Source organism: Acinetobacter sp. 102 (assembly GCF_037028485.1).
In the GTDB taxonomy this organism is placed as follows: domain Bacteria; phylum Pseudomonadota; class Gammaproteobacteria; order Pseudomonadales; family Moraxellaceae; genus Acinetobacter; species Acinetobacter higginsii.
Genome location: NZ_JAZEZK010000031.1, coordinates 21,363 through 41,440 on the forward strand (window position 1 = coordinate 21,363; position 20,078 = coordinate 41,440).

General features: G+C 42.0%; 18 protein-coding genes. 4 read left to right on the plus strand and 14 right to left on the minus strand.

Annotated features, from left to right (window positions below; genetic code table 11):
* Nucleotides 1-102: 102 nt before the first annotated feature.
* The 4 genes from WA352_RS20720 to WA352_RS20735 all read right to left on the minus strand — a co-directional run bounded on the left by WA352_RS20720 (nt 103) and on the right by WA352_RS20735 (nt 4,328).
* A complete protein-coding gene (locus WA352_RS20720) occupies nt 103-1,473 on the minus strand; it encodes an NAD(P)-binding domain-containing protein (RefSeq protein ID WP_243793665.1) in 1,371 nt (456 codons plus the stop codon).
* A gap of 111 nt (nt 1,474-1,584) precedes the next feature.
* Complete coding sequence (locus WA352_RS20725) at nt 1,585-2,388, minus strand: PAS domain-containing protein (protein WP_243793666.1); 804 nt, start codon at nt 2,386-2,388, stop codon at nt 1,585-1,587.
* A gap of 8 nt (nt 2,389-2,396) precedes the next feature.
* Nucleotides 2,397-3,098, minus strand: coding sequence for a response regulator (locus tag WA352_RS20730; RefSeq protein ID WP_243793667.1), 702 nt, complete (start codon nt 3,096-3,098; stop codon nt 2,397-2,399).
* A gap of 12 nt (nt 3,099-3,110) precedes the next feature.
* A complete protein-coding gene (locus WA352_RS20735; protein WP_336143801.1) occupies nt 3,111-4,328 on the minus strand; it encodes a sensor histidine kinase in 1,218 nt (405 codons plus the stop codon).
* Between the two features lie 232 nt (nt 4,329-4,560).
* Between WA352_RS20735 and WA352_RS20740 the strand changes: the two genes are divergently transcribed.
* Nucleotides 4,561-6,918 carry a DUF1989 domain-containing protein gene (locus WA352_RS20740; protein WP_243793669.1) on the plus strand — a complete coding sequence of 786 codons (2,358 nt, stop codon included), beginning with the start codon at nt 4,561-4,563 and terminating at the stop codon, nt 6,916-6,918.
* A gap of 60 nt (nt 6,919-6,978) precedes the next feature.
* Nucleotides 6,979-8,298, plus strand: a complete 1,320-nt coding sequence (locus tag WA352_RS20745) for an ammonium transporter (protein ID WP_243793671.1) — start codon at nt 6,979-6,981, stop codon at nt 8,296-8,298.
* Between the two features lie 55 nt (nt 8,299-8,353).
* On the opposite strand, the gene WA352_RS20750 is transcribed toward WA352_RS20745, so the two are convergent.
* The 9 genes from WA352_RS20750 to WA352_RS20790 all read right to left on the minus strand — a co-directional run bounded on the left by WA352_RS20750 (nt 8,354) and on the right by WA352_RS20790 (nt 18,151).
* The gene (locus WA352_RS20750) at nt 8,354-8,740 is read right to left on the minus strand and encodes a carboxymuconolactone decarboxylase family protein (protein WP_243793677.1); all 387 of its coding nucleotides are present in this window, start codon (nt 8,738-8,740) and stop codon (nt 8,354-8,356) included.
* A gap of 3 nt (nt 8,741-8,743) precedes the next feature.
* On the minus strand, nt 8,744-10,192 hold the full coding sequence (locus tag WA352_RS20755) for an NAD-dependent succinate-semialdehyde dehydrogenase (RefSeq protein WP_243793679.1): 1,449 nt from the start codon (nt 10,190-10,192) through the stop codon (nt 8,744-8,746).
* A 149-nt stretch (nt 10,193-10,341) separates the two neighbouring features.
* Complete coding sequence (locus tag WA352_RS20760; protein ID WP_243793681.1) at nt 10,342-11,511, minus strand: porin; 1,170 nt, start codon at nt 11,509-11,511, stop codon at nt 10,342-10,344.
* 35 nt (nt 11,512-11,546) lie between these two features.
* Complete coding sequence (locus WA352_RS20765; protein ID WP_243793688.1) at nt 11,547-12,950, minus strand: purine-cytosine permease family protein; 1,404 nt, start codon at nt 12,948-12,950, stop codon at nt 11,547-11,549.
* Between the two features lie 353 nt (nt 12,951-13,303).
* Entirely contained in the window at nt 13,304-14,773 is a 1,470-nt protein-coding gene (gene tgnC / locus WA352_RS20770; RefSeq protein ID WP_243793689.1) for a (Z)-2-((N-methylformamido)methylene)-5-hydroxybutyrolactone dehydrogenase, read from the minus strand.
* 14 nt (nt 14,774-14,787) lie between these two features.
* Nucleotides 14,788-15,825 (minus strand): flavin-dependent trigonelline monooxygenase oxygenase component, encoded by a 1,038-nt coding sequence (tgnB, locus tag WA352_RS20775; protein WP_243793690.1) that lies wholly within the window; start codon nt 15,823-15,825, stop codon nt 14,788-14,790.
* A 2-nt stretch (nt 15,826-15,827) separates the two neighbouring features.
* Nucleotides 15,828-16,760 carry a flavin-dependent trigonelline monooxygenase reductase component gene (gene tgnA, locus WA352_RS20780; RefSeq protein WP_243793692.1) on the minus strand — a complete coding sequence of 311 codons (933 nt, stop codon included), beginning with the start codon at nt 16,758-16,760 and terminating at the stop codon, nt 15,828-15,830.
* Between the two features lie 28 nt (nt 16,761-16,788).
* The gene (locus WA352_RS20785; protein WP_243793694.1) at nt 16,789-17,580 is read right to left on the minus strand and encodes an alpha/beta fold hydrolase; all 792 of its coding nucleotides are present in this window, start codon (nt 17,578-17,580) and stop codon (nt 16,789-16,791) included.
* Nucleotides 17,549-18,151, minus strand: a complete 603-nt coding sequence (locus WA352_RS20790) for an amino acid synthesis family protein (RefSeq protein ID WP_243793696.1) — start codon at nt 18,149-18,151, stop codon at nt 17,549-17,551. The genes WA352_RS20785 and WA352_RS20790 overlap by 32 nt, the downstream gene beginning before the upstream one ends.
* A 152-nt stretch (nt 18,152-18,303) precedes the next feature.
* On the opposite strand from WA352_RS20790, the gene WA352_RS20795 reads away from it, so the two are divergent.
* Together WA352_RS20795 and WA352_RS20800 are read left to right on the plus strand one after the other, a co-directional pair.
* Complete coding sequence (locus WA352_RS20795) at nt 18,304-18,969, plus strand: GntR family transcriptional regulator (protein WP_243793698.1); 666 nt, start codon at nt 18,304-18,306, stop codon at nt 18,967-18,969.
* 12 nt (nt 18,970-18,981) lie between these two features.
* On the plus strand, nt 18,982-19,263 hold the full coding sequence (locus WA352_RS20800; RefSeq protein WP_243793700.1) for a DUF1330 domain-containing protein: 282 nt from the start codon (nt 18,982-18,984) through the stop codon (nt 19,261-19,263).
* A gap of 155 nt (nt 19,264-19,418) precedes the next feature.
* On the opposite strand, the gene WA352_RS20805 is transcribed toward WA352_RS20800, so the two are convergent.
* On the minus strand, nt 19,419-20,078 hold the full coding sequence (locus WA352_RS20805) for a sarcosine oxidase subunit gamma (protein ID WP_243793702.1): 660 nt from the start codon (nt 20,076-20,078) through the stop codon (nt 19,419-19,421).

The window sequence follows — 20,078 nt, forward strand, 5'->3', positions numbered from 1 at the left end:
CTAAACTGCTCATAAATAAAAAAATGTTGTGGAGGGACACGATTCTCCACAACATTAATTTTCATCAGCATAGTTCTTATTTTTATCTTGCGCTGAATGACATTAGCCGACTTTTCGGGTGAATGCTGAAGGTGGTTCAACTTGTAAATAGGCTTCAAGCGAATCATCCAAAGCTTCTAACCATGTGGTATGGTGAGGCTCTGCCATGGTGCCTGTCATCAGTGATTTATAGGTATGATCCCTAAAGGTCATGATGTTTTCTTTCTTATGCTTTTTCCATTCTAAAAAGGTCTGTCGTACCCCTTCAATATTAAAGGTCGGGTAATCTGTCGCCTCTATGAGCTGCATAATATAGTCACCCTGGAACTTAAACATTGCCGCAGCATCTTCAAGGGTCTGCTCTTCATCATGCCATTGCTGGGTGTCTGCCAGCATCTGTTCATAACTCGGTAATGCAATTTTACCTAAGATGATATCCCGTACATACCAAGCCTGCGCATCAAACATATTGAAGGAATACCATTGGTCTTGCATGCCCAGATAAAATAATTTTGGATTTTTTTCCCACGCCACGCCCTTATATAAACCCAATGGATAAAGAATATTATTGGTTTTTAAGCGTAAGGATTCGTCAATAAAGGGAAAACTATGGATATAACCCGTACATAAAATAATGGCATCGACCTGTGCAGAACTACCATCTGAAAAATAGGCATGGGTTTGATCGACACGTAATAGTTGTGGACGTTCAGACCAGTTCTCAGGCCATTTATAGCCCATTGGCGCACTTCTATAGCAGCTGATAATTTGTTTGGCACCATACTTATAGCATTGCGAACCAATATCTTCTGCTGAATAACTACTACCAACCACTAAAATGGTTTTTCCCTTAAACTCCAGCGCATCTCTAAAATCATGCGCATGTAAAATGCGCCCACCGAAGATATCAAAGCCTTGATATTCAGGGACTTTCGGGGTAGAAAAATGCCCCGATGCCACCACCACATAATCAAACTGCTCGGTATAAATACTATCGTTCGTATGATCTTGTACGGTCACGTCAAATAATTGCGTGGTCTCATCATAGCTTAAATGTCGAACTGCACTGTTAAAGCGTACATATTTGCGCACATTGGCTTTTTCTACCCGCCCTTTAATGTAATCCCACAACACTGCTCGCGGTGGATAAGAACCAATGGCCTTACCGAAGTGTTCATCAAAAGAATAATCTGCAAATTCTAGACATTCTTTAGGACCATTCGACCAGAGGTAACGATACATACTGCTATGCACATTTTCCCCATGTTCATCCATGCCTGTGCGCCATGTATAGTTCCACTGCCCACCCCAATCGGATTGCTTCTCAAAACAAACGATTTCAGGAATTTCTATGCCTTTTTGTTGTGCAGATTGGAACGCTCTGAGTTGAGCCATCCCACTTGGTCCAGCACCGATAATTGCAACTCGTGTCATGGTATATCTCCATGTTCGTGAATAAAAAGCCTGGTACAACTTGATAAACCGACAATAGAGCGGAATGAAAACTGAATAAATTCCTCAGAGGGAGTATTCCAAACGAGATATCTAAATTGAGGCCAGCGCAGTTTTATCACTGTACATACTAGAGAAAATTACCCCTTCTACCCCAAGTACCATATCACTGTCCGAATAAAGCCCCTGTCCAATTTCTTGAACCTGAGCAATTTGCTGATTTGCATGAATAATTCGATAATTTAAGTAAAATAAGGTTTTACGTTGTATAGCATGTTGTACCTTTGACCAAACTTGTTCTTCATCTTCAGGATGAATAATTTGCCCATACAACGGTGTATTCAGCAAAGCTTGGCTGGTATATCCCGTAATCGCTTCACAGCCTGGACTGACATATTCCATGGTCCAATCCCGATCATGGCGCGAACGATAGAGCATAATCGGCAAGCGATATAACAAATCGGTAAGACTCCGTTGTTGCGCAGCCTGAAGATACTGTTGCTGAATATTTTGCGTTTGATCTGAACACTGCAAACACCAATATTGCGCTGAAGTGCCTATAGGTAATACCGTCGCAGAAAGTTCAAACCAAAACAGTTGATAATGTGCATTCATCAAACGTACGCGCAAGCGTTCAATCGGCTGACCCTTGAGCAACAGTTGTTTTAATAGAAATACATCTTCAGGATACAGATGACGCGTTAAGTTTCCATCCAAATGATCGGCAGGATCATGTGTGGCTGCTCCAACAAATTGTTGCCAACTTTGATTGGATTTGTAAATCGAGAATGCCTGATCAATCATCAAGATGCATTCATGCCACTGATCAAACAGTGGTGTCCAATAAGGCTCCAATAATTCTGGAACCTGAAGGTATTGAGTAAAGCGTTTAAGCATGGCAACTCCTAGCTGATTTCAAGCTTTAGGCTCGATGCCGTTAAATGCTGATGTGCCCACACCGAAAGTTCTAAACGGGAATGCACATTCAGTTTGCGTAATAGGCTTTTGACATAAACTTTCACCGTGCCATCGCTAATGCCCAACTCACGCGCAATTAATTTATTGTTGAGTCCTTTGGCAATCAGCAATAAGGTTTCTTGTTCGCGCATGGTCATTTCGGCTAACAGTGGATGCTGTTCAGCTTGCTCTATATTTGTTACGTGATGTGGCTTGGCAATGTCACCATGTTGTCGTAATAAATTTGCCAATAAGGTAATTCCTGAACCGTGTAATATGGTTTGCCCTTTACGAACTTCACGCAAATTTTCCACAATCACTTCAGGCAAAGTATCTTTGGGTAAAAATCCATTCGCTCCAGATTGAATCGCTTCCAGCACAATCTCATCATCCTCACTCGCAGTCAGTACCACCACTTTGAGCTGCTGATCAGTTTTACGGATTTCTTTTAAAATATTTAAACCCGACTCATCTGGCATTTGTACATCAAGTAATAATAATTCGGGATACTCCTCCTGCATTTTTGCCAGAAAGGCTTTACCTGAGGAATACTCTGCAACAATCTCATACTCTTCGGTCTGACGTAAAATATCTAAAACGCCACGTCGAAATAGTGCGTGATCATCAACAATACTAACTTTACATAACATGGGCAGCTCCTCTTAATGAGCATTTAACTTCAGAATCACGCATGTGCCTTGGGGTTGATTCGCTTTGAAACACAGCTCAGCGCCAATTCGCTCTGCACGTTCATGCATAATTTCCAAACCAAAACTATCGTTTCTTTTTTGACTAAGATCTAAGCCACGACCATTATCTTCAACACTCATCTGCAACGTGCCTGAAGCCAAATGTTCCAAACGAATTTTTGCGATAGAAGCATGTGAATGTCGAACCACATTGCTCAGGCTTTCGCGAATAATGTAAAGCAGTTGCACAGACTGTTTCGCCGACACTTTGAGTTGAGGGACGCGGTTATCCAGTTCAAAAGACACCCCTGAATGATGCTCAAACTCAACCACCACTTTTTTCAAGGCGGACGCAAAATCCAATTCTTGATAGGCTAAACGGGAAGCGGTAATTAATTCACGCGTCTGCTGATAGGCATAATGGGTGTAATTGGCGAGTTCTTCTGTGGTCGATCTAAGTTCAGCATATTGTGGCTGCTGTTTGCACTGCTGATTCAACTGGGCCGATTTTAATCTGAGGAAACCCAGTATTTGCGCAATACTGTCGTGTAACTCTGCGGCAACTTCACGGCGTTCTTGTAATAGCGTGGTGCGAATTTTTTGTTGTTGCTCCACCCAAGTCTGTAAACCACGTTGCAGTGCTTGATCAAGCAATTGGTATAAATGATGATGCTTTTCTTTGAGGGCTTGTGTTTCATATAAGCGCCAAACCACAACGTCTTGTCCAGTAAATAGCAACCTTGCTTGATAAGAGAGCAAATTTAGTTCTGATACAGATTCTAAATCTGCTCCCGAATATGCTGCATGATTCAGTAAATTGTGTTGAATCGCTTTCAATTCAGTACGTGATAATTGCTGACGATAGGAATGATAAATAAAACATTCCTGACTAAAGGGATAACACAGCACACAAGCAATCTGTGTAGCGGGTACCTCCAGCATGGACGCCATTTGTTGCTCAAGCTCAAATAAATGCTCAGGTAATCCTGACAATTCGGCATCTAAACGTGCCAGTTTTAACTCCAATTGCGTACACATCAATTCGAATTTAGAGATGAAAAGTTGATGCTGTAACGCTTCAATCTGTTTCGAGGGATGCTGAGTAGGTAATTCAGGTTTAGCAAACCAATGCGACCAAGACTTCATATCTCCCACCCATAATGACTGCTGATCATAGATTACTTCCTGCATTACCTCGTTGTGATCACCACAGAAAACTCTCATCAAAATTACAATTATTTATTCTTGATAGTTAATTTTTTTGAGCATGATTCATGCCAACATCTGTATATACCCCAGAGTAGGTATCCATTTTGTGTAATTGCGCTGAGTTTTTTTCGCAGTAATAGTGAATGTCATGTACAGGTCTTGAGCTGCTTTAGGCGCTCAGCAGCATTCACATGGATCAATTCAGGTATTGGATATGGGTAATCTAAAATCACATCTTTCAGAGATGTATCTGTCTGGACCAGCAGACGAGTTTTATCATCTACAACGCCCTATTTCTGTGCTGCATTTACGGGTAGATCCGCAACAGGTTCAGGCATTTGATTTGGCACCCAATGATGAAATGGAACTCCAGCTTCCTCATGATCAATCCATTGAGCTGATCGTGCGTGATCAAAATGCACAACCCAATTCAGATTGCATTCAAATACTGGAATCATCTGCCCCAATTAAAATTCATCCTGCACAAAATACCTTGGCTCAATTACAACAACATGATCGAACAGCATTACAACTGCGTCAGCAATTGACTCAATTGAATATTCAAGACACGGATTTGGAACAGGTGATCTGCCTTGAATATGCACCTTCGATTCAGTTCAAAGCCTTAGCAGCATTGGAAATTATAGTGCTGAATACTGGCAAGAATATGCAGATTGAGCAACAAACACCTGTCGATGAAGTCAAAGTCATCATCAAAAAAGCCATTGCAGCACTTGAATATTTACCTGCACCACTTGCAACACCGATTCAAGAGATTCGAATCGCACATGCCACTGCGCAAACCTATACCGTGAAAGCGGGACAATGGATTCAAATTATTGATGTCGCAGGGAAACAATGTAGCGACTTCATCGCTTTCGATGCCAAAGCACTCGAAAATGGAGAGGAAATTGGTCTTGATGCTGTTGCCACCCGCAGTATTCTCGGGCATTCCACCCCAATGCCTGGCTTACACTCTCGTTTTTATGGAGCCAATTTAGAAGCCTTAGTTGAAGTAGTACAAGATACAGTAGGTCGTCATGACATGTTCCTGACCGCATGTACACCAAAATTTTATAATGACTCTGGCTATTTTGGGCATATTTCCTGCACAGAAAACTTCAACCAAATCTTAAAACCATACGGTATTCAAAGTAAAAGTGCTTGGCCAGCGATTAACTTTTTTTATAACACGCAGGTTGAATCCTGCGGAACGATCAGTATGGATGAACCATGGTCTCAACCTGGAGATTATGTGCTCCTTAGAGCACAAAAAGATCTGCTCTGTGCATCCTCTGCTTGCCCAGATGATATTGATCCATCCAATGGCTGGATTCCAACAGACATTCATGTGCGTATTTATGATCAACAAGAACAATTTCAGCGCTCACAACATTACCGACTCACTCCAGAGGAGATGCCTCGTATGACCAAACAGACTGGATTTCATTCTCGCATTCAAGCAATGACCTCAAAACTGGTGGAATATCATGGCTATTGGGTCGCGACAGAATATGAAGGTTGGGGTGCAAAAGCGGAATATCTTGCTTGCCGTGAACGTGTCGCCATGATTGATTTAACTGCTTTACGCAAATTCGAAATTACGGGACCTGATGCTGAAAGTTTCTTGCAATACATGCTGACTCGTAATGTTCGAAAATTGGCAATTGGTGAAATTGCCTATTCGGCAGCATGCTTAGAAACTGGTGGCATGGTGGATGATGGCACCATCTTTAGACTGGGCGAACAAAATTTCCGCTGGATCTGTGGCGATGAATATTCTGGGCTATGGCTGAAACAGAAAGCACAAGAACAAGGTTATCGCGTCAGTATCCGTAATTCCTCAGATCAAATTCATAATGTTGCCGTTCAAGGTCCACACAGTCGGGGATTATTGCAACAACTGATTTGGACACCTGAACACCAACCTGACGTGCAAAACCTCGCTTGGTTTCACTTCACTTTAGGTCGTCTAGGCGGAGCGAATGGAATTCCTGTGATGGTTTCTCGGACAGGTTACACGGGTGAACTGGGCTTTGAAGTGTGGTGTCATCCAAACGATGCCGAAACTGTTTGGGATGCAATTTGGCAGGCTGGACAAGCCTATGACATTGCACCGATGGGCTTCGATGCCTTAGATATGCTGCGTATTGAGGCAGGACTCATTTTTGCGCAACATGAATTTAACCCGCAAATTAATCCCTTCGAGGCAGGCATTGGCTTTACCGTTCCGCTGAAAACCAAAGAAGAAGACTTTTTGGGTAAAGCTGCTATACAACACCAAGCCGCTGCCAGTCGACATAAATTAGTGGGATTGGTTTTAGATCAGACTGAACCCGCAGCACATGGAGATCTCGTCTATGCTGGACGCTTCCCTGTTGGCGTGGTGACCAGTGCGACCAATTCTCCGCTCTTAAAAAAACAAATCGCTTTATGCCGTATTGCACCTCAGCATGCTGCAATCGGTGCAGAAATTGAAATTGGCAAGCTCGACGGTCAACAAAAAAGACTCAAAGCTCAAGTCGTTGCCTTACCTTTTTATGATCCTGAACGCACTCGGGTTCGTTCATAACTTTTAAAAACTCATTCACACTCACCTTACGCCACGTACAAATGTACAGGAGGATCAAATATGATTTCTCGTTTTGTTGCTAGCCTACTCGCTGCCTCACTGTTGCTTTGTCCTGCTTGGGCATCAGCAGCTGAAACCGCCACGCTGAATCAAGTTTCAACAGCATGGGTTATGACATCCATTGTTTTTGTCATGATCATGTTTATTCCTGGACTCGCTTTATTCTATGGCGGGATGCTACGAAGTAAGAATGTTTTGTCCATTTGCACCCAATTTTTTGCTTTTGCGGGAATCGTCGGCTTGCTTTGGATCATGTTTATTTACAGTATGGTAGTGGATACCACGGGCATGGAAGAAGGCGTTTTTAATCTTGCCAGTTTTGTTGGCGGTTTTGACAAGGCCTTTATGCAAGGAATTACCGATCAGACCCTCATGGGCGATATCCCAGAGTTTGTAACCTCTGTGTTTGGAATGACCTTTGCCATGATTACACCTGCCATTGTGGTCGGGGGTTATGCTGAACGAATGAAATTCAGTGCCATGGTTTTGTTTGTCGTTTTATGGACAACCTTGGTATATGCGCCAATGGCACACATGGTTTGGGGTGGTCCTGGTGCAGCCATGCACAATTGGGGTGTACTTGATTTTGCTGGTGGTACCGCAGTGCATATTAATGCTGGTATTGCAGCACTGGTTGGTGCCTTAATTATTGGCAAACGTAAAGACTGGAAAACACAAAGTATTGCACCACACAACCTCGTGTATACCTTCATTGGTGCTGGTTTACTTTGGGCAGGCTGGTTTGGATTTAACGTCGGTTCAGCTTTAGCAGCCAACAACAGTGCTGGTCTAATCCTGATGAATACGCAAGTTGCAGCTTGTGCAGGTATCGTCGGTTGGATGATTGTTGAAAAATTCCTTGATACACATATTTCATCTTTAGGTTTAGCCTCTGGTGCAATTGCAGGCTTAGTTGGTATTACCCCTGCCGCCGCGTATGTCGGTGTTTTTGGTGCTGCAGCGATTGGTTTGATCACGGGCGTAGCTTGCTTCTACTCTGTCACTCGTTTGAAAAATGTCCTGCACATTGATGATTCACTTGATGTTTTTGCATTACACGGCATCGGCGGGATTGTTGGTGGTCTCCTGACTGGTGTGTTTGCTTCACCTGCATTAGGAGGCAACATTGAAGGCTTGGAATTTGGTACGCAATTTATCGCTCAATTGATTGGTATTGTGGTCACTGTTGCCTATAGTGCGGCATTTACTTGGGGCATCTTTAAAGTGATTGATCTGACCATTGGTTTACGCGTCAGTACTGAACAAGAAGATAAAGGTCTGGATATTAGCGATCACAATGAACGTGCTTATAACCAATAGAAACAGCTTGGAGCAGTAAAAGAGGACAAATACCCTCTTTTTGCTTTCTATACTTTTATTTATTTTCAGCTTCAAATTCTTTGATTGCTTCTTTGGCAATACGGAAACTATCCACTGCAGCAGGCACACCGCAATAAATTGCCACTTGTAAGAGCACTTCACGGATCTTTTCTTTCGGCACACCATTACGCAAGGCACCTTTGACATGCAGTTTTAATTCATGTGGACGATTTAAAGCCGAGATCATCGCCAAATTAATCATGCTTCGCTCGACTTTGGAAAGCTCCTCTCTCCCCCAAACTGCTCCCCAACAATATTCCGTCACCAACTCTTGTAAAGGCATTGTGAAATCATCGGCATTGCCAATCGATTGATTTACATATTCTTCGCCCAAAACTTGCTTTCGAATGGCTAAGCCTTTTTCAAATTTTTCATTCGCCATGATTTAAATGCCTCCAAATAAGGTGTATTTAATTTCTAGATAATCTTCAATGCCATACTTAGAACCTTCACGTCCCAAGCCTGAATGTTTAACACCACCAAAAGGTGCAACTTCATTGGAAATTAATCCCTTGTTGATACCAACCATTCCATATTCAAGCTGTTCACTCATACGCCATGCTCGCCCTAAATCACGGGTATAACAATATGCGGCAAGACCGTATTCGGTATCATTTGCCATCTGTAAAGCTTGTTCCTCTGTTTCAAATTTGAATACGGCAGCAAGTGGACCAAAGGTTTCCTGTGTGGCGACCAACATATCCTCATGAGCATCTGCAATCAAAGTCGGTTCAAAGAATAAAGCACCTGCACTATGCGAGTGACCGCCTGTAATTAGGCGACCTTTTTTATCTAAAGCATCTTGGATATGCGACTGCACTTTTTCGACTGCTTGATGATTAATTAAAGGACCGATTTCGTGACCAGCTTCTAAACCATTCCCAATGCGTAAGTTTTCAATCTTTTCTTTAAAGACCTGAAGAAATTTTTCATACACTCCTGACTGCACCAAAAAGCGATTCACACAGACACAGGTTTGTCCCGCATTTCTAAATTTAGCGATTAACGCACCTTCAACCGCAGCTTCAACGTCAGCATCATCAAACACAATAAATGGTGCATTCCCGCCGAGTTCCAAAGACACTTTTTTCAGTGTTTTGGCAGATTGCTGCAACAACAGTTTCCCTACAGGCGTAGAACCAGTAAAAGTAAACTTACGCACTAGATCACTTGAAAATATTGCCTCGCCAATCTGTACAGCATCTCCAGTAATAACACTAAAGATTTCTGCTGGAATACCCGCCTGTAGCGCTAAATCGACCAAAGCCAAAGCGGTAAATGGCGTTTCTGGTGCAGGCTTCACGATACAAGGGCATCCTGCAGCCAATGCAGGTGCAACTTTACGTGTGATCATGGCTGCTGGGAAATTCCAAGGCGTAATCGCTGCTACGATACCAATGGGTTGCTTATTAACGACAATTCGTGCATCAGGATATGGACTTGGAATCACATCGCCATAAATCCGTTTTGCTTCTTCCGCGAACCATTCAATAAAACTGGCAGCGTAAATTATTTCGCCTTTAGCTTCAGTCAAGGGCTTGCCTTGCTCTAAGGTCAAAATTGTTGCCAATTCATCACTATGCTGAATAATCAGGTCATACCATTTCTTTAATAAGATTGAACGATCTTTTGCTGTTTTGGCTTTCCATGTTGGCCAAGCTGCATAAGCTGCGCTAATTGCGCGTTCAGCTTCAGCTTGTCCCATATTGGGTACCGTACCAATGAGCTGCTGATTTGCCGGGTTATAAATTTCGGTTGTTTGTAAATCATCGGCATCACACCACTGCCCCGCAATAAATGCCTGCTGATGAAATAGCGGTCCCATTGTATTCATTGTTTATCCTACCTGTGGCGCGGATTCAGTCTAAGCTCCACTTTGAAGGTTCGCTTAGACCAAATCATTATTTGAATACCATATATTAATAATACGGTATACCATAAAAATAAAGAAAAATTTTTTGAGCTTCCGCCCAAACCATCATATTAGAAATAATAGAAGAAAGTTAAATTCAGCAGTTTATTCCATTTGCCATCTGCATCGCCTTCAGCCAAAGCCGATTGTGAACCACCAATAAAAGGATCATTTTTGCTCATAATATATTCAGCAACCAATGAGGTCTTTTTGTAGTCAAAAGACACACCTAAAAAGTTTCGAGTAGAATCTTTATAGCCGGCTTGATCTTTTACATAGGTGGTATAGGTCGCATAAGGTGTAATGTCTAAACCATGATAGACATCTTTAAAACTATAACGAACATCTGCCGTATAGAAATCCCCTTCATTTGCCACATTATATTCACCATCATACGATCCCATGACTGAAGAATTTGGCTGAAGTTCATCCTGGTTATCGACTGAATTATTACCACCGGTCAAGGTGAGTGCAAAATTCTGATAAGCCAAACTGCCAAACAACGCCCATGCTTTACGTGAACCGTCTAAACCCGTGGTTTTATTTTCGATATCAGAATACCAATATGAACCGCCTAGCGTCATATTCAGTAACGGCATACTGCTAAAGTTCACCCCTTGGCTAATCCGCCCAATCCACATATTTTTCTCATTTAATGAAGACTGTGAAGCATCACCCGTATTCACAAAATTCGCGGTATAACGTGCCGAATCACGACTGTCTCCCTTATAGTTACCAGCATCGGTTGCAAAGTATGCCAAGTCGATTTTGGTCGCATTAATTTCGTGATGATAATTAACGCCCAAATTATGTGCATCTTCTAAGCCCATAGTGTTGTTAATGCCACCATATAGGCTACTTTCCCAAAATCTTGAAATTCCAAAAGGAATCGGCTGCACACCCACAGTTAAATTTTGCTGTGCATTAAAACGATAACCTGCGTACGCATCGACCAAGGTAGAAAAATCACAAAGGGTATTGTATTGATAACAACGATATTCTGTGTGGGCAAACCATTTAGGGGCTTCGTAATCTAATGCCAGTTTTGCGGCATTAAATTGCAGCTTGTGGTCATTGTCTGATCCATAGTTCTTATCTTGATAATTGGCACGAACATAACCCGAAATCGTGAGAGCGCCTGTGTCGGTTGTAGCATCACCAAAGGTCATTCCAGCAAAACATGGCATGGCCAGACTGCTACTGATTAAACCCAAACCAAAACTGTAATATGTATTTTTCATTATCTTATTCCTACTCATATAAATGGGAGATTTGCTTAGCAATTTTTGGTTGAGTCATCGTATTGGCAAGCCGATACTTTGAATAGATTGAAAAAGTAATACACAATAGCGGTCACAAGCATGCCAATGATCCAAGAAATATCGACATCTGGAATTAGATTCGCGAATGTACCCGTAAAAAATGAATTGGTTAAAAATGGAATTTGCACCACGATACCAATGAAATAAGCACATAAGGTTTTAACGTTGTACTTGCCGTATTTGCCACCGTCTTCATCAAAAATGGCTTGAATGTCATATTCCATTTTATTGATGTAATAGAAATCCATGAGGTTAATCACGACCCATGGCACCAAAATAAACAACAAGGCAAAAATGAAATTTAAGAAATAACTGATGAAACCACTAGACGCCCACAACGCTGTGCCTGTTGCGAGAATTAATACCAAGATCGACAATACAATGCGGGTGTTTTTACTTGGAATCCATTTGCCTGCAAACGTCTGAATCGCGGTAATAAAGGATAATGAAGCGCCATACAAATTCATGGCGTTGTGACCAATAATATTGCACAAGAACAAAATCATGAGCACATAACCAAAACCACCTGTCACTGTTTTAACAGCTTCCATGGCATCATTGGTCGTCATAATGCTAACCGCGAGCATCCCAAAACTAAAGGCGATGATGGTTCCGAGTGAAGCACCTAAATAGGTGTTAATGAACGGTTTAAAAATCCCAATACTCTTAGGTAAGTAGCGAGAATAATCTGAAGTATAGGGTGAGAAACTGATTTGCCAAATTGCACACACACAGAACATGGCAAACCAGCCTTTTAAGTTAAATGAGCCTTTAGCAAGTACATCTGCAGTGATATGCGGAATCATCAAGGCAAAACCAATCAGCAATGCACCGCCCATAAACCAAGTTCCAATTTTGTTGAACTTATGAATAAAGTGGTAGCCAATAATCCCAATTAACGTTGCGACAACCGCCCCAATGACTGTAGCCGTAGACACAGGGATCGATGGAATGACAGTGTGTAAAGTTTTCCCAGATAAAATAATATTTGAGGTAAAGAAGCCCAAATAAATGAATGTTGTGAAAATGACAACCAACAATGCCCCATAACGTCCAAATTGCGCACGACTTTGAATCATTTGCGGAATACCCACCTGCGGACCTTGTGCTGAGGTTAAGGCTAAAATAGCCGCACCAAAGAAATGGCCCAATAAAATGGCGGTAAAGGCACTGACAATATTGAGGTGAAAGGTTTGCACTGCCATAGCACCCGTAATCACTGCCAACGGTGCAATGTTGGTACAAAACCATAATGTAAATAAATCTTTTACGTTTCCATTTCTTTGCGAAGCGTCTACATAATCGATACTATTGCTTTCTATTTCAAAAGCTTTTCCTGTTGTTGCATTTTGACTCATATCCTTAATCTCACTTTATAAAAGAAGTGACTTCGTTAAAGATTCCAAGAATTCTTTCAAGGAATTTTTTATTCCTTACACTAAAAGCAACTTTCAGACCATTTTTTAGTAAATCTTAATTTTATTTAGTGTCGGATTTTCTTCAAACGAGACGATCCCTTTGAGCTTAGTCAAAACTGATCGAGAATATGAAATTTTCTTATCTAATTGTTTTTATACTAAAAAAACAATAGAAAAACTAACCCGATATCCGCATCGAGATAAGTATTGTCGAAAATCCATTTTCTTCGATCAATCCATTTGTTAATTTATTCTAAACAATATATTGTAGTGATCTATCCATTCACTCTCGCTCATCGCATGACAAATGGATCGTCAATTGGATCATCCGAAGTCCGTAACCACACTGTTTTTGTGGTGGTGTAATCCAACACCGCATCTAAACCACCCTCTCGCCCATGCCCTGATAAGCCATAGCCACCAAACGGGGCAAGTGGTGAAACTGCACGATAAGTATTTAACCAAACAATGCCTGCTCGAATTGCTTTGGTCATGCGATGTGCACGCGTCAAATTTTGGGTAAATACACCTGATGCCAAACCATAAGCGGTACTATTTGCCTTTTGGACCGCTTCTTGTTCGGTACTAAAAGTATCTACCGATAATACGGGTCCGAATAATTCATTGGTGATGCTCTCTGCTTGCGGGGCTGCACTACAATCTAGAATTGTGGGTGCGTAATAAAAACCATCCCCCGCAATTGCATGACCACCTGTCAGTAATTTTGCACCCTGTTGAATTGAGACTTGCACAATCTGCTCAATCTTTTCGCGTTGACGCAACGTGCACAATGGTCCAAATTCTGTTGCATAATCCTCTGGCAACCCAACACGAATTCGCTGCACACGCTCGACCAATTTTTCTAAAAATTGATCCTTAATGCTTTCTTCGATCAGTAAGCGTGAGCCTGCGACACAGCTCTGTCCCGTGGCCGCAAAAATTGCCGCAACTTGTGCATTTACTGCACTTTGTAGATCCGCATCAGCAAATACAATAAAGGGAGATTTCCCGCCAAGTTCCAAAGAAACTTTTGCCAAATTTTCAGCACTATTTTTTACAATATGTTTGGCCGTTTCAGGACCACCCGTAAATGCAACATGGGCAACTTGCGGATGACTACTTAGCACTGCACCACATTCTGGTGCAAAACCCGTGATGATATTCACTACACCAGCAGGGAAACCCGCTGCATGCACCAGTTTGGCAAATTCCAGCAAAGGGGCAGGACCTTCTTCTGAAGCTTTAAGCACAACGGTACATCCTGCTGCCAAAGCTGGACCCAATTTCACTGCAGACAAAAATAACTGACTGTTCCATGGCACAATTGCAGCGATCACTCCCACAGGTTCACGCACCGTCCAGACCTGCATATCAGGTTTATCAACTGGAATGAAACTGCCCTGAATTTTATCTGCAACGCCCGCATAGTAGCGGTAATACTGCGCAACATATGCAATCTGGCTTGATGTTTCGCGAATAATTTTACCCGTGTCTTGTGTTTCCAGCTCTGCTAAGCGCGGTGCAGCCTGTTCAATTAGATCAGCCAGCTTATAAAGCAATTGCCCGCGCTGTGAAGCTGTCAAATTTGCCCAAGCAGGATCACTCAATGCTTGCTGTGCAGCATCTACTGCACGGTTTACTTCATCACGACGGGCTTCAGGCATGGTTGCCCAGACCTGACCAGTTGCTGGATTAATGCTGTTAAATGTTGCAGCACCAGCTTCAAACTGACCATTAATATATAACTGAAATACTGAGGTCATTATCGTTGCCTCTCTTATGCAAATGCAGGCATGACTTCATGAATCATACGTTCTAAAGATGCCTTTTTACGCTCGAAGCTCATACCTGTATCAATCCAGAATGAATATTCGTCATAACCCATAGCTTCATAAAATTTAAGGCGATCAATGACTTCTTGCGCTTGACCAATCACATTATTTTTACGCATTACTTCAGGTGTATAGAAAGGATGCGCTGCAATTTCTTCTGGGCTAAGTGGTGCAATTAATCCTTGTGAAATCTCACGCTCATTTTTAAACCATGCGCCAAAATAATTATAAAAAGTGTTCATTTCATCAGCAGCAAGCTGCGCATCATCTTCACTATCCGCCACATAAGTATGACGTAACAACATGATTTCAGGACGTGGAATCTCATCAAACTTTTCACAGGCAGCATTAAAGTGACCCATGAGTTTTTCCACTTCTTCATCACCTAAATGCAATGGTGTCACTTGCACATTACAGCCTTGCTGCACTGCAAATTCATGGCTATTTGGGTCACGTGCTGCTACCCAAATTGGCGGAAATGGCTGTTGCAATGGCTGTGGTGCTGACGTTGTTTTCGGAAACTGCCAAAACTCTCCGTTATGCTCGTAATCCCCTTTCCATAAATTTTTGACCGCTGGAATCATTTCGCGTAAACGTTGACCTGCACTCCATGCATCCATACCAGGTACCATACGTTCGTATTCAAAAGAATATGCTCCGCGTGCGATCCCGATATCTAAACGACCATTGGTGATAATGTCGGTCATGGCAGCTTCACCTGCCAACTTAATTGGATGCCAAAATGGTGCAACCACAGTACCTGTACCTAAGCGTACATTTTGAGTTTTATTGGCTAAATCAGCTAGGTTTAAAAAGGGATTCGGCGCAATGGTAAAATTCATTGCATGATGTTCGCCCGTCCAAATCGCATGCATGCCACCACGATCTGCAATCTGACAAAGTTCAATCATCTCTTCATAAAGTTGCTTTTGTGTTTGCTGATCAGAAACACGTTCCATGTGAATAAATAAAGAAAAACGCATGATTAAACTCCCTCTTTTACAATTTGACGAACAGTTCCACTTTCTTGATTACCGTAATAAACCCCGTAGGTCTTAAGCTGATTTTCTTTACGATAACGCAACAACATACTTTCTAGGGCGCTGTCCACAAATTCGTATTGTTCTAACTGCTCTAAATCAACAAAAGTTCCATTTCGTGCTTCATCAACTGGCGTATTACATAAGAACGAAATATATTGCTGCTGAGTCTCAAGATTTTCATAAACAGAATAAATAAAACTTGCTGAAGCATCAGACTGATAATTTTCAAAAATGGTTTCCAATGCTTGATCAGCACCTTCTTTGCCAACGACAACATGTGGAATGGTCCATTTTTGCGCATCAGTTTTCACTAAGAGGATTTTATTTTCATGACCAATGATGGCACTGATCACCACTTTTGGTCCCGTAATCACTTCTGCTGAAAGTTTCGCTGGCGTGAAATATCCGCCACGGTAATAGCCCAAGCCTGCAAAACCAGCAGAAGCAAAGTTTTCTACTTTACCGATTAAAATGGCATGATCACCTGCATCGACAACCTGATAAGTTGTACAGTCAAACCAGGCACTAACATCATCAATTAATGGATTGTGTATCGGACTTTTCGTCCATGCTAAATTGGCAAAACGGTCATCACTTGGGCGAGCAAAAGTATTGGAAATATCTTTTTGCTCTTCTGCCAAAATGTTAATTGCAAAATGTGTAGCTTTTGCAAAGTTATTATAATTGCTTGATGTCTTGGCAATACTGACTAACAGTAGCGCAGGGTCCAAAGACACCGAAGCAAAAGAGTTTGCTGTAAAACCTAAAGGAGTTCCATCCTCTTTACACGTCGTCACTACGGTAACCCCCGTCATAAATGACCCAAAGGCATCACGCAGTTCACGTATTTTATTCACTACTTCCTGTTCACTCATCTTTATATTCCTATATTTATTCAGCAATTTATGCAGCGGTATTTAGCCACGCCAGCATTGCTTGATTCACTTTATCTGGTGCAGTGAGGTTCACCATGTGTCTTTCATTTTCAATAATGATTGCTTTACCTTGTGCAGCTTGGTTCGCCATTTGCTTGGTCATTTCTGCGGTTGAATTTGGATCATCTGTACCCGTTAGTACCAATGCTGGGCAGCTTATTTTTGACCACCCGTCAGCATAAGTTTCATCACCTCGTGCAAAGGCTGAGTATGCTGTGGCATAGCCCAGCATATCTACATTTTCAAGCCATGACTTGACTTTGGCTGAGGCAATTCGTTCGATTTCACTATTACCAAACCAGCGTTGCAACGGTGTTTCCACATCGATATGCCCGTGCTTCAAGTCTTCAGCACGCTGCAACACCGCTTGTTTTGCTTCAGGTGAACGACGGTAAACACCGTTCAGCACCGCCATACGTTTTACCAAATCAGGACGCGTTACACTGACACCCGTGGTAATTAAGGATCCCATTGAATGTCCAGCCAAATTTACTGGGCCCAAATTAAGCGCACCAATCAATTCGATTGTCCAATCTACAAAATCCTGTAGGGCAGCATTAGCAGGTAATGGTGTGCTTTGACCATGTCCAGGCATATCCACTGAGATGACCTGATAATGTTGCGAAAAAAATTCAATTTGTGGATACCAAGCTTCAGCCTGCATTCCTACACCGTGAATGAGAACCAGTGGTTCTCCTTCACCTTGCTCAATATAGTGAGCGATTCGATTATTTGACAGCAGCTGGGTTTTTGAGATCATGTCCTAACTCTTCTAAATCCTTGTAACGATCACCAATACGGTGGTGTGGACGTCCAGTTGTCGCTGCACCAATCACTACAACAATTTCATCTGGTGCTGGTGCATCTGGAATTGCAAATTGCAAAGTTAAGTAATGTGAACGACGACCTTCATCATTTTTATCCATCATTGGGATCAGAATTGGTGCGTTGGCTGGTCCACGGGTATTGTTAAACGCTAGGTAAGACTTCGCTCCTACTGCACTGCGGTAAGTGTTACCAAAATGTAAGGTATGAATGAGTGCTGATGCATGTTCAAGCTCGCCATTTAATCCCACCACTGCACTTTTACCAAAAGCTTCTACCTCAGCCCCTGATCCAACTTCATCCAGAATCATTTTGGTTAAATGTTCACTCAGGATTGGTGCAATACGACGAATTTCTGGGGTGAGATTTTCGACATAGCCTTGTCCTGCCCATGGATTTTTAATTACAGCAGCCGCGGCAACCATCTTTAAAGGCGTTGCTGCCTCTTTAGCACCATCCACATAAGTGGTTTCTACATACAGTACGGTTTTGCGTATTAGATTCATTGTTATTCCCTATCGGATCGATTAATATTGTCATACATCTTATGGTATACCATAATACATAATGAAAAAAATGCAAGACTTTGCTATGCTCTTTTTGAATGGAAGTTATGTAACAAAATTACGACTCAAATATTTAGGTAAGATCAACTGATATGAATCTTAAAATAGATAATCCGCCAGTCACCTTGCGTGAACTTTGCTTAGAGAAAATGCGCAACGCCATTATTACGGGATATTTTCCTTCTGGAAAACGCCTTGTAGAGCGCACACTATGTGAAGAACTTGGGGTTAGCCGATCTGTTGTGCGTGAAGTGATTCGCTATTTAGAAGCTGAGGGACTTGTGGAAATCCTTCCCAATAAAGGTCCTATCGTTTCCTTGTTAAATTGGGATATTGCCTCTCAAATTTATGAAATTCGATTGTTGCTCGAACAAAGTGCTGTGGCGGATTGCACCAAAAATCTTGATGAAAGCACGAAAGAACGTTTAATCATTTTATTAGAAGAATTAGAGCAAGATTTTTCTGCTGATGATATCAACCATATTATTGCCACTTCAGCCAAACTCTATGAAACCATTTTTACCACAGCAAAACATCACATCGCTTGGGAAGTAGTACAACGTCTAAATGGCCGTATTAGCCGTTTACGTGTCATGACCATGAAGTCGACGAAACGTGAAATCTCAGGTTTTCAACGCATTAAAAATATCTGCGAAGCGATTTATTTGCACCAAGACCCTGAACGTGCCAAACAAGCGGTTGCCGAACACATTGCAGAAGCCGCTGCAGTAGCTAAAAATATTTTGGATCAGAACTAAAAGGAATGACGCATGGCTGCTTACTGGATCGCACATATCACCGTACATGATATGCAACAATACCAACAATATATGCAACTCGCACCAGCTGCATTCCAAAAGTACGGTGCTAAATTTTTGGCGCGTGGCGGTGATTCTGTCAATTTAGAAGGACAAGCATTTAAACGTCATGTACTGATTGAATTTGCAGATTTAGCAACAGCACAAGCCTGTTATGATTCCATAGAATATAAAGCGGCTCGTGATGCTCGTGAAGGAAGTGCCGATGTCATGATTAGTATTGTTGAAGCTTAATCCAATCATCTGGCACAGCCCACTTTTCTACTTATCTTACTCATCTAGCTGTAAAAAAGGATAAATATGTTCACACATAGTTATCCTTGATTTTGACAAGTGAACACTACATGTTTAATGGGAAAATGCAGTGTTCACTATTTTGCCAACTGGTATTAAAGCAGCCCTTCTATGCCAACGACTTCGCCTTTAAATTCTTGTATCGCATCTTGCAAGACTTCCCATAAATATGCTGCCGCGGCGCGATCACACAGTAAATTAAACTTATGGGTTTGTGCATCACTCACATTGATCACAATTGCATTAATCCGAGCAATAGAGGTCTGCGCAATTTGTCCCACCGCAAATTCTTCCTGATGCAGATTCACGCCACATAGTTTTGCCATCACCACAGCCACATACTCCCCAGTTAACTGAATCCAAGCATGGCTATCTTGACGCGGCAGCAAATAATTGGCTGTGTCATCCATTTTCCAACCCTGTTCAAGCTGGCTGACACGCTCACCAAAATCATTTAGAGAACCCAAAACACAATATTCAGTGAAGGATAAGCGTGCGACCCAGCTGCCATCTTCTTGCTTTAATGCCTGATTCGGCTTCTCAGGAAGATTAAATCCATAGGCACTTAGATATTGTGCTGCGTCTTGCCCACGAAAACCTACACGCGATAAATTGGTCAAATCAACGATTGCACATTGTTGAATCTGTGATTCGCTGGCTACACTACTGTCTTTAAGAAATTGTTTGCCCAAGCCAAAAGATTGATAGTGAGTCTGAGCAATCGGGCTACGTTCCGCTTGATAAAGTGCTTGCAT

Excerpts from the sequence above, each read along its gene's own strand:
- WA352_RS20720 (WP_243793665.1), bottom strand. The coding sequence starts at position 1,473 with ATGACACGAGTTGCAATTATCGGTGCTGGACCAAGTGGGATGGCTCAA.
- WA352_RS20725 (WP_243793666.1), bottom strand. The coding sequence starts at position 2,388 with ATGCTTAAACGCTTTACTCAATACCTTCAGGTTCCAGAATTATTGGAG.
- WA352_RS20730 (WP_243793667.1), bottom strand. The coding sequence starts at position 3,098 with ATGTTATGTAAAGTTAGTATTGTTGATGATCACGCACTATTTCGACGT.
- WA352_RS20735 (WP_336143801.1), bottom strand. The coding sequence starts at position 4,328 with ATGCAGGAAGTAATCTATGATCAGCAGTCATTATGGGTGGGAGATATG.
- WA352_RS20740 (WP_243793669.1), top strand. The coding sequence starts at position 4,561 with ATGGGTAATCTAAAATCACATCTTTCAGAGATGTATCTGTCTGGACCA.
- WA352_RS20745 (WP_243793671.1), top strand. The coding sequence starts at position 6,979 with ATGATTTCTCGTTTTGTTGCTAGCCTACTCGCTGCCTCACTGTTGCTT.
- WA352_RS20750 (WP_243793677.1), bottom strand. The coding sequence starts at position 8,740 with ATGGCGAATGAAAAATTTGAAAAAGGCTTAGCCATTCGAAAGCAAGTT.
- WA352_RS20755 (WP_243793679.1), bottom strand. The coding sequence starts at position 10,192 with ATGAATACAATGGGACCGCTATTTCATCAGCAGGCATTTATTGCGGGG.
- WA352_RS20760 (WP_243793681.1), bottom strand. The coding sequence starts at position 11,511 with ATGAAAAATACATATTACAGTTTTGGTTTGGGTTTAATCAGTAGCAGT.
- WA352_RS20765 (WP_243793688.1), bottom strand. The coding sequence starts at position 12,950 with ATGAGTCAAAATGCAACAACAGGAAAAGCTTTTGAAATAGAAAGCAAT.
- tgnC (WP_243793689.1), bottom strand. The coding sequence starts at position 14,773 with ATGACCTCAGTATTTCAGTTATATATTAATGGTCAGTTTGAAGCTGGT.
- tgnB (WP_243793690.1), bottom strand. The coding sequence starts at position 15,825 with ATGCGTTTTTCTTTATTTATTCACATGGAACGTGTTTCTGATCAGCAA.
- tgnA (WP_243793692.1), bottom strand. The coding sequence starts at position 16,760 with ATGAGTGAACAGGAAGTAGTGAATAAAATACGTGAACTGCGTGATGCC.
- WA352_RS20785 (WP_243793694.1), bottom strand. The coding sequence starts at position 17,580 with ATGATCTCAAAAACCCAGCTGCTGTCAAATAATCGAATCGCTCACTAT.
- WA352_RS20790 (WP_243793696.1), bottom strand. The coding sequence starts at position 18,151 with ATGAATCTAATACGCAAAACCGTACTGTATGTAGAAACCACTTATGTG.
- WA352_RS20795 (WP_243793698.1), top strand. The coding sequence starts at position 18,304 with ATGAATCTTAAAATAGATAATCCGCCAGTCACCTTGCGTGAACTTTGC.
- WA352_RS20800 (WP_243793700.1), top strand. The coding sequence starts at position 18,982 with ATGGCTGCTTACTGGATCGCACATATCACCGTACATGATATGCAACAA.
- WA352_RS20805 (WP_243793702.1), bottom strand. The coding sequence starts at position 20,078 with ATGCAAGCACTTTATCAAGCGGAACGTAGCCCGATTGCTCAGACTCAC.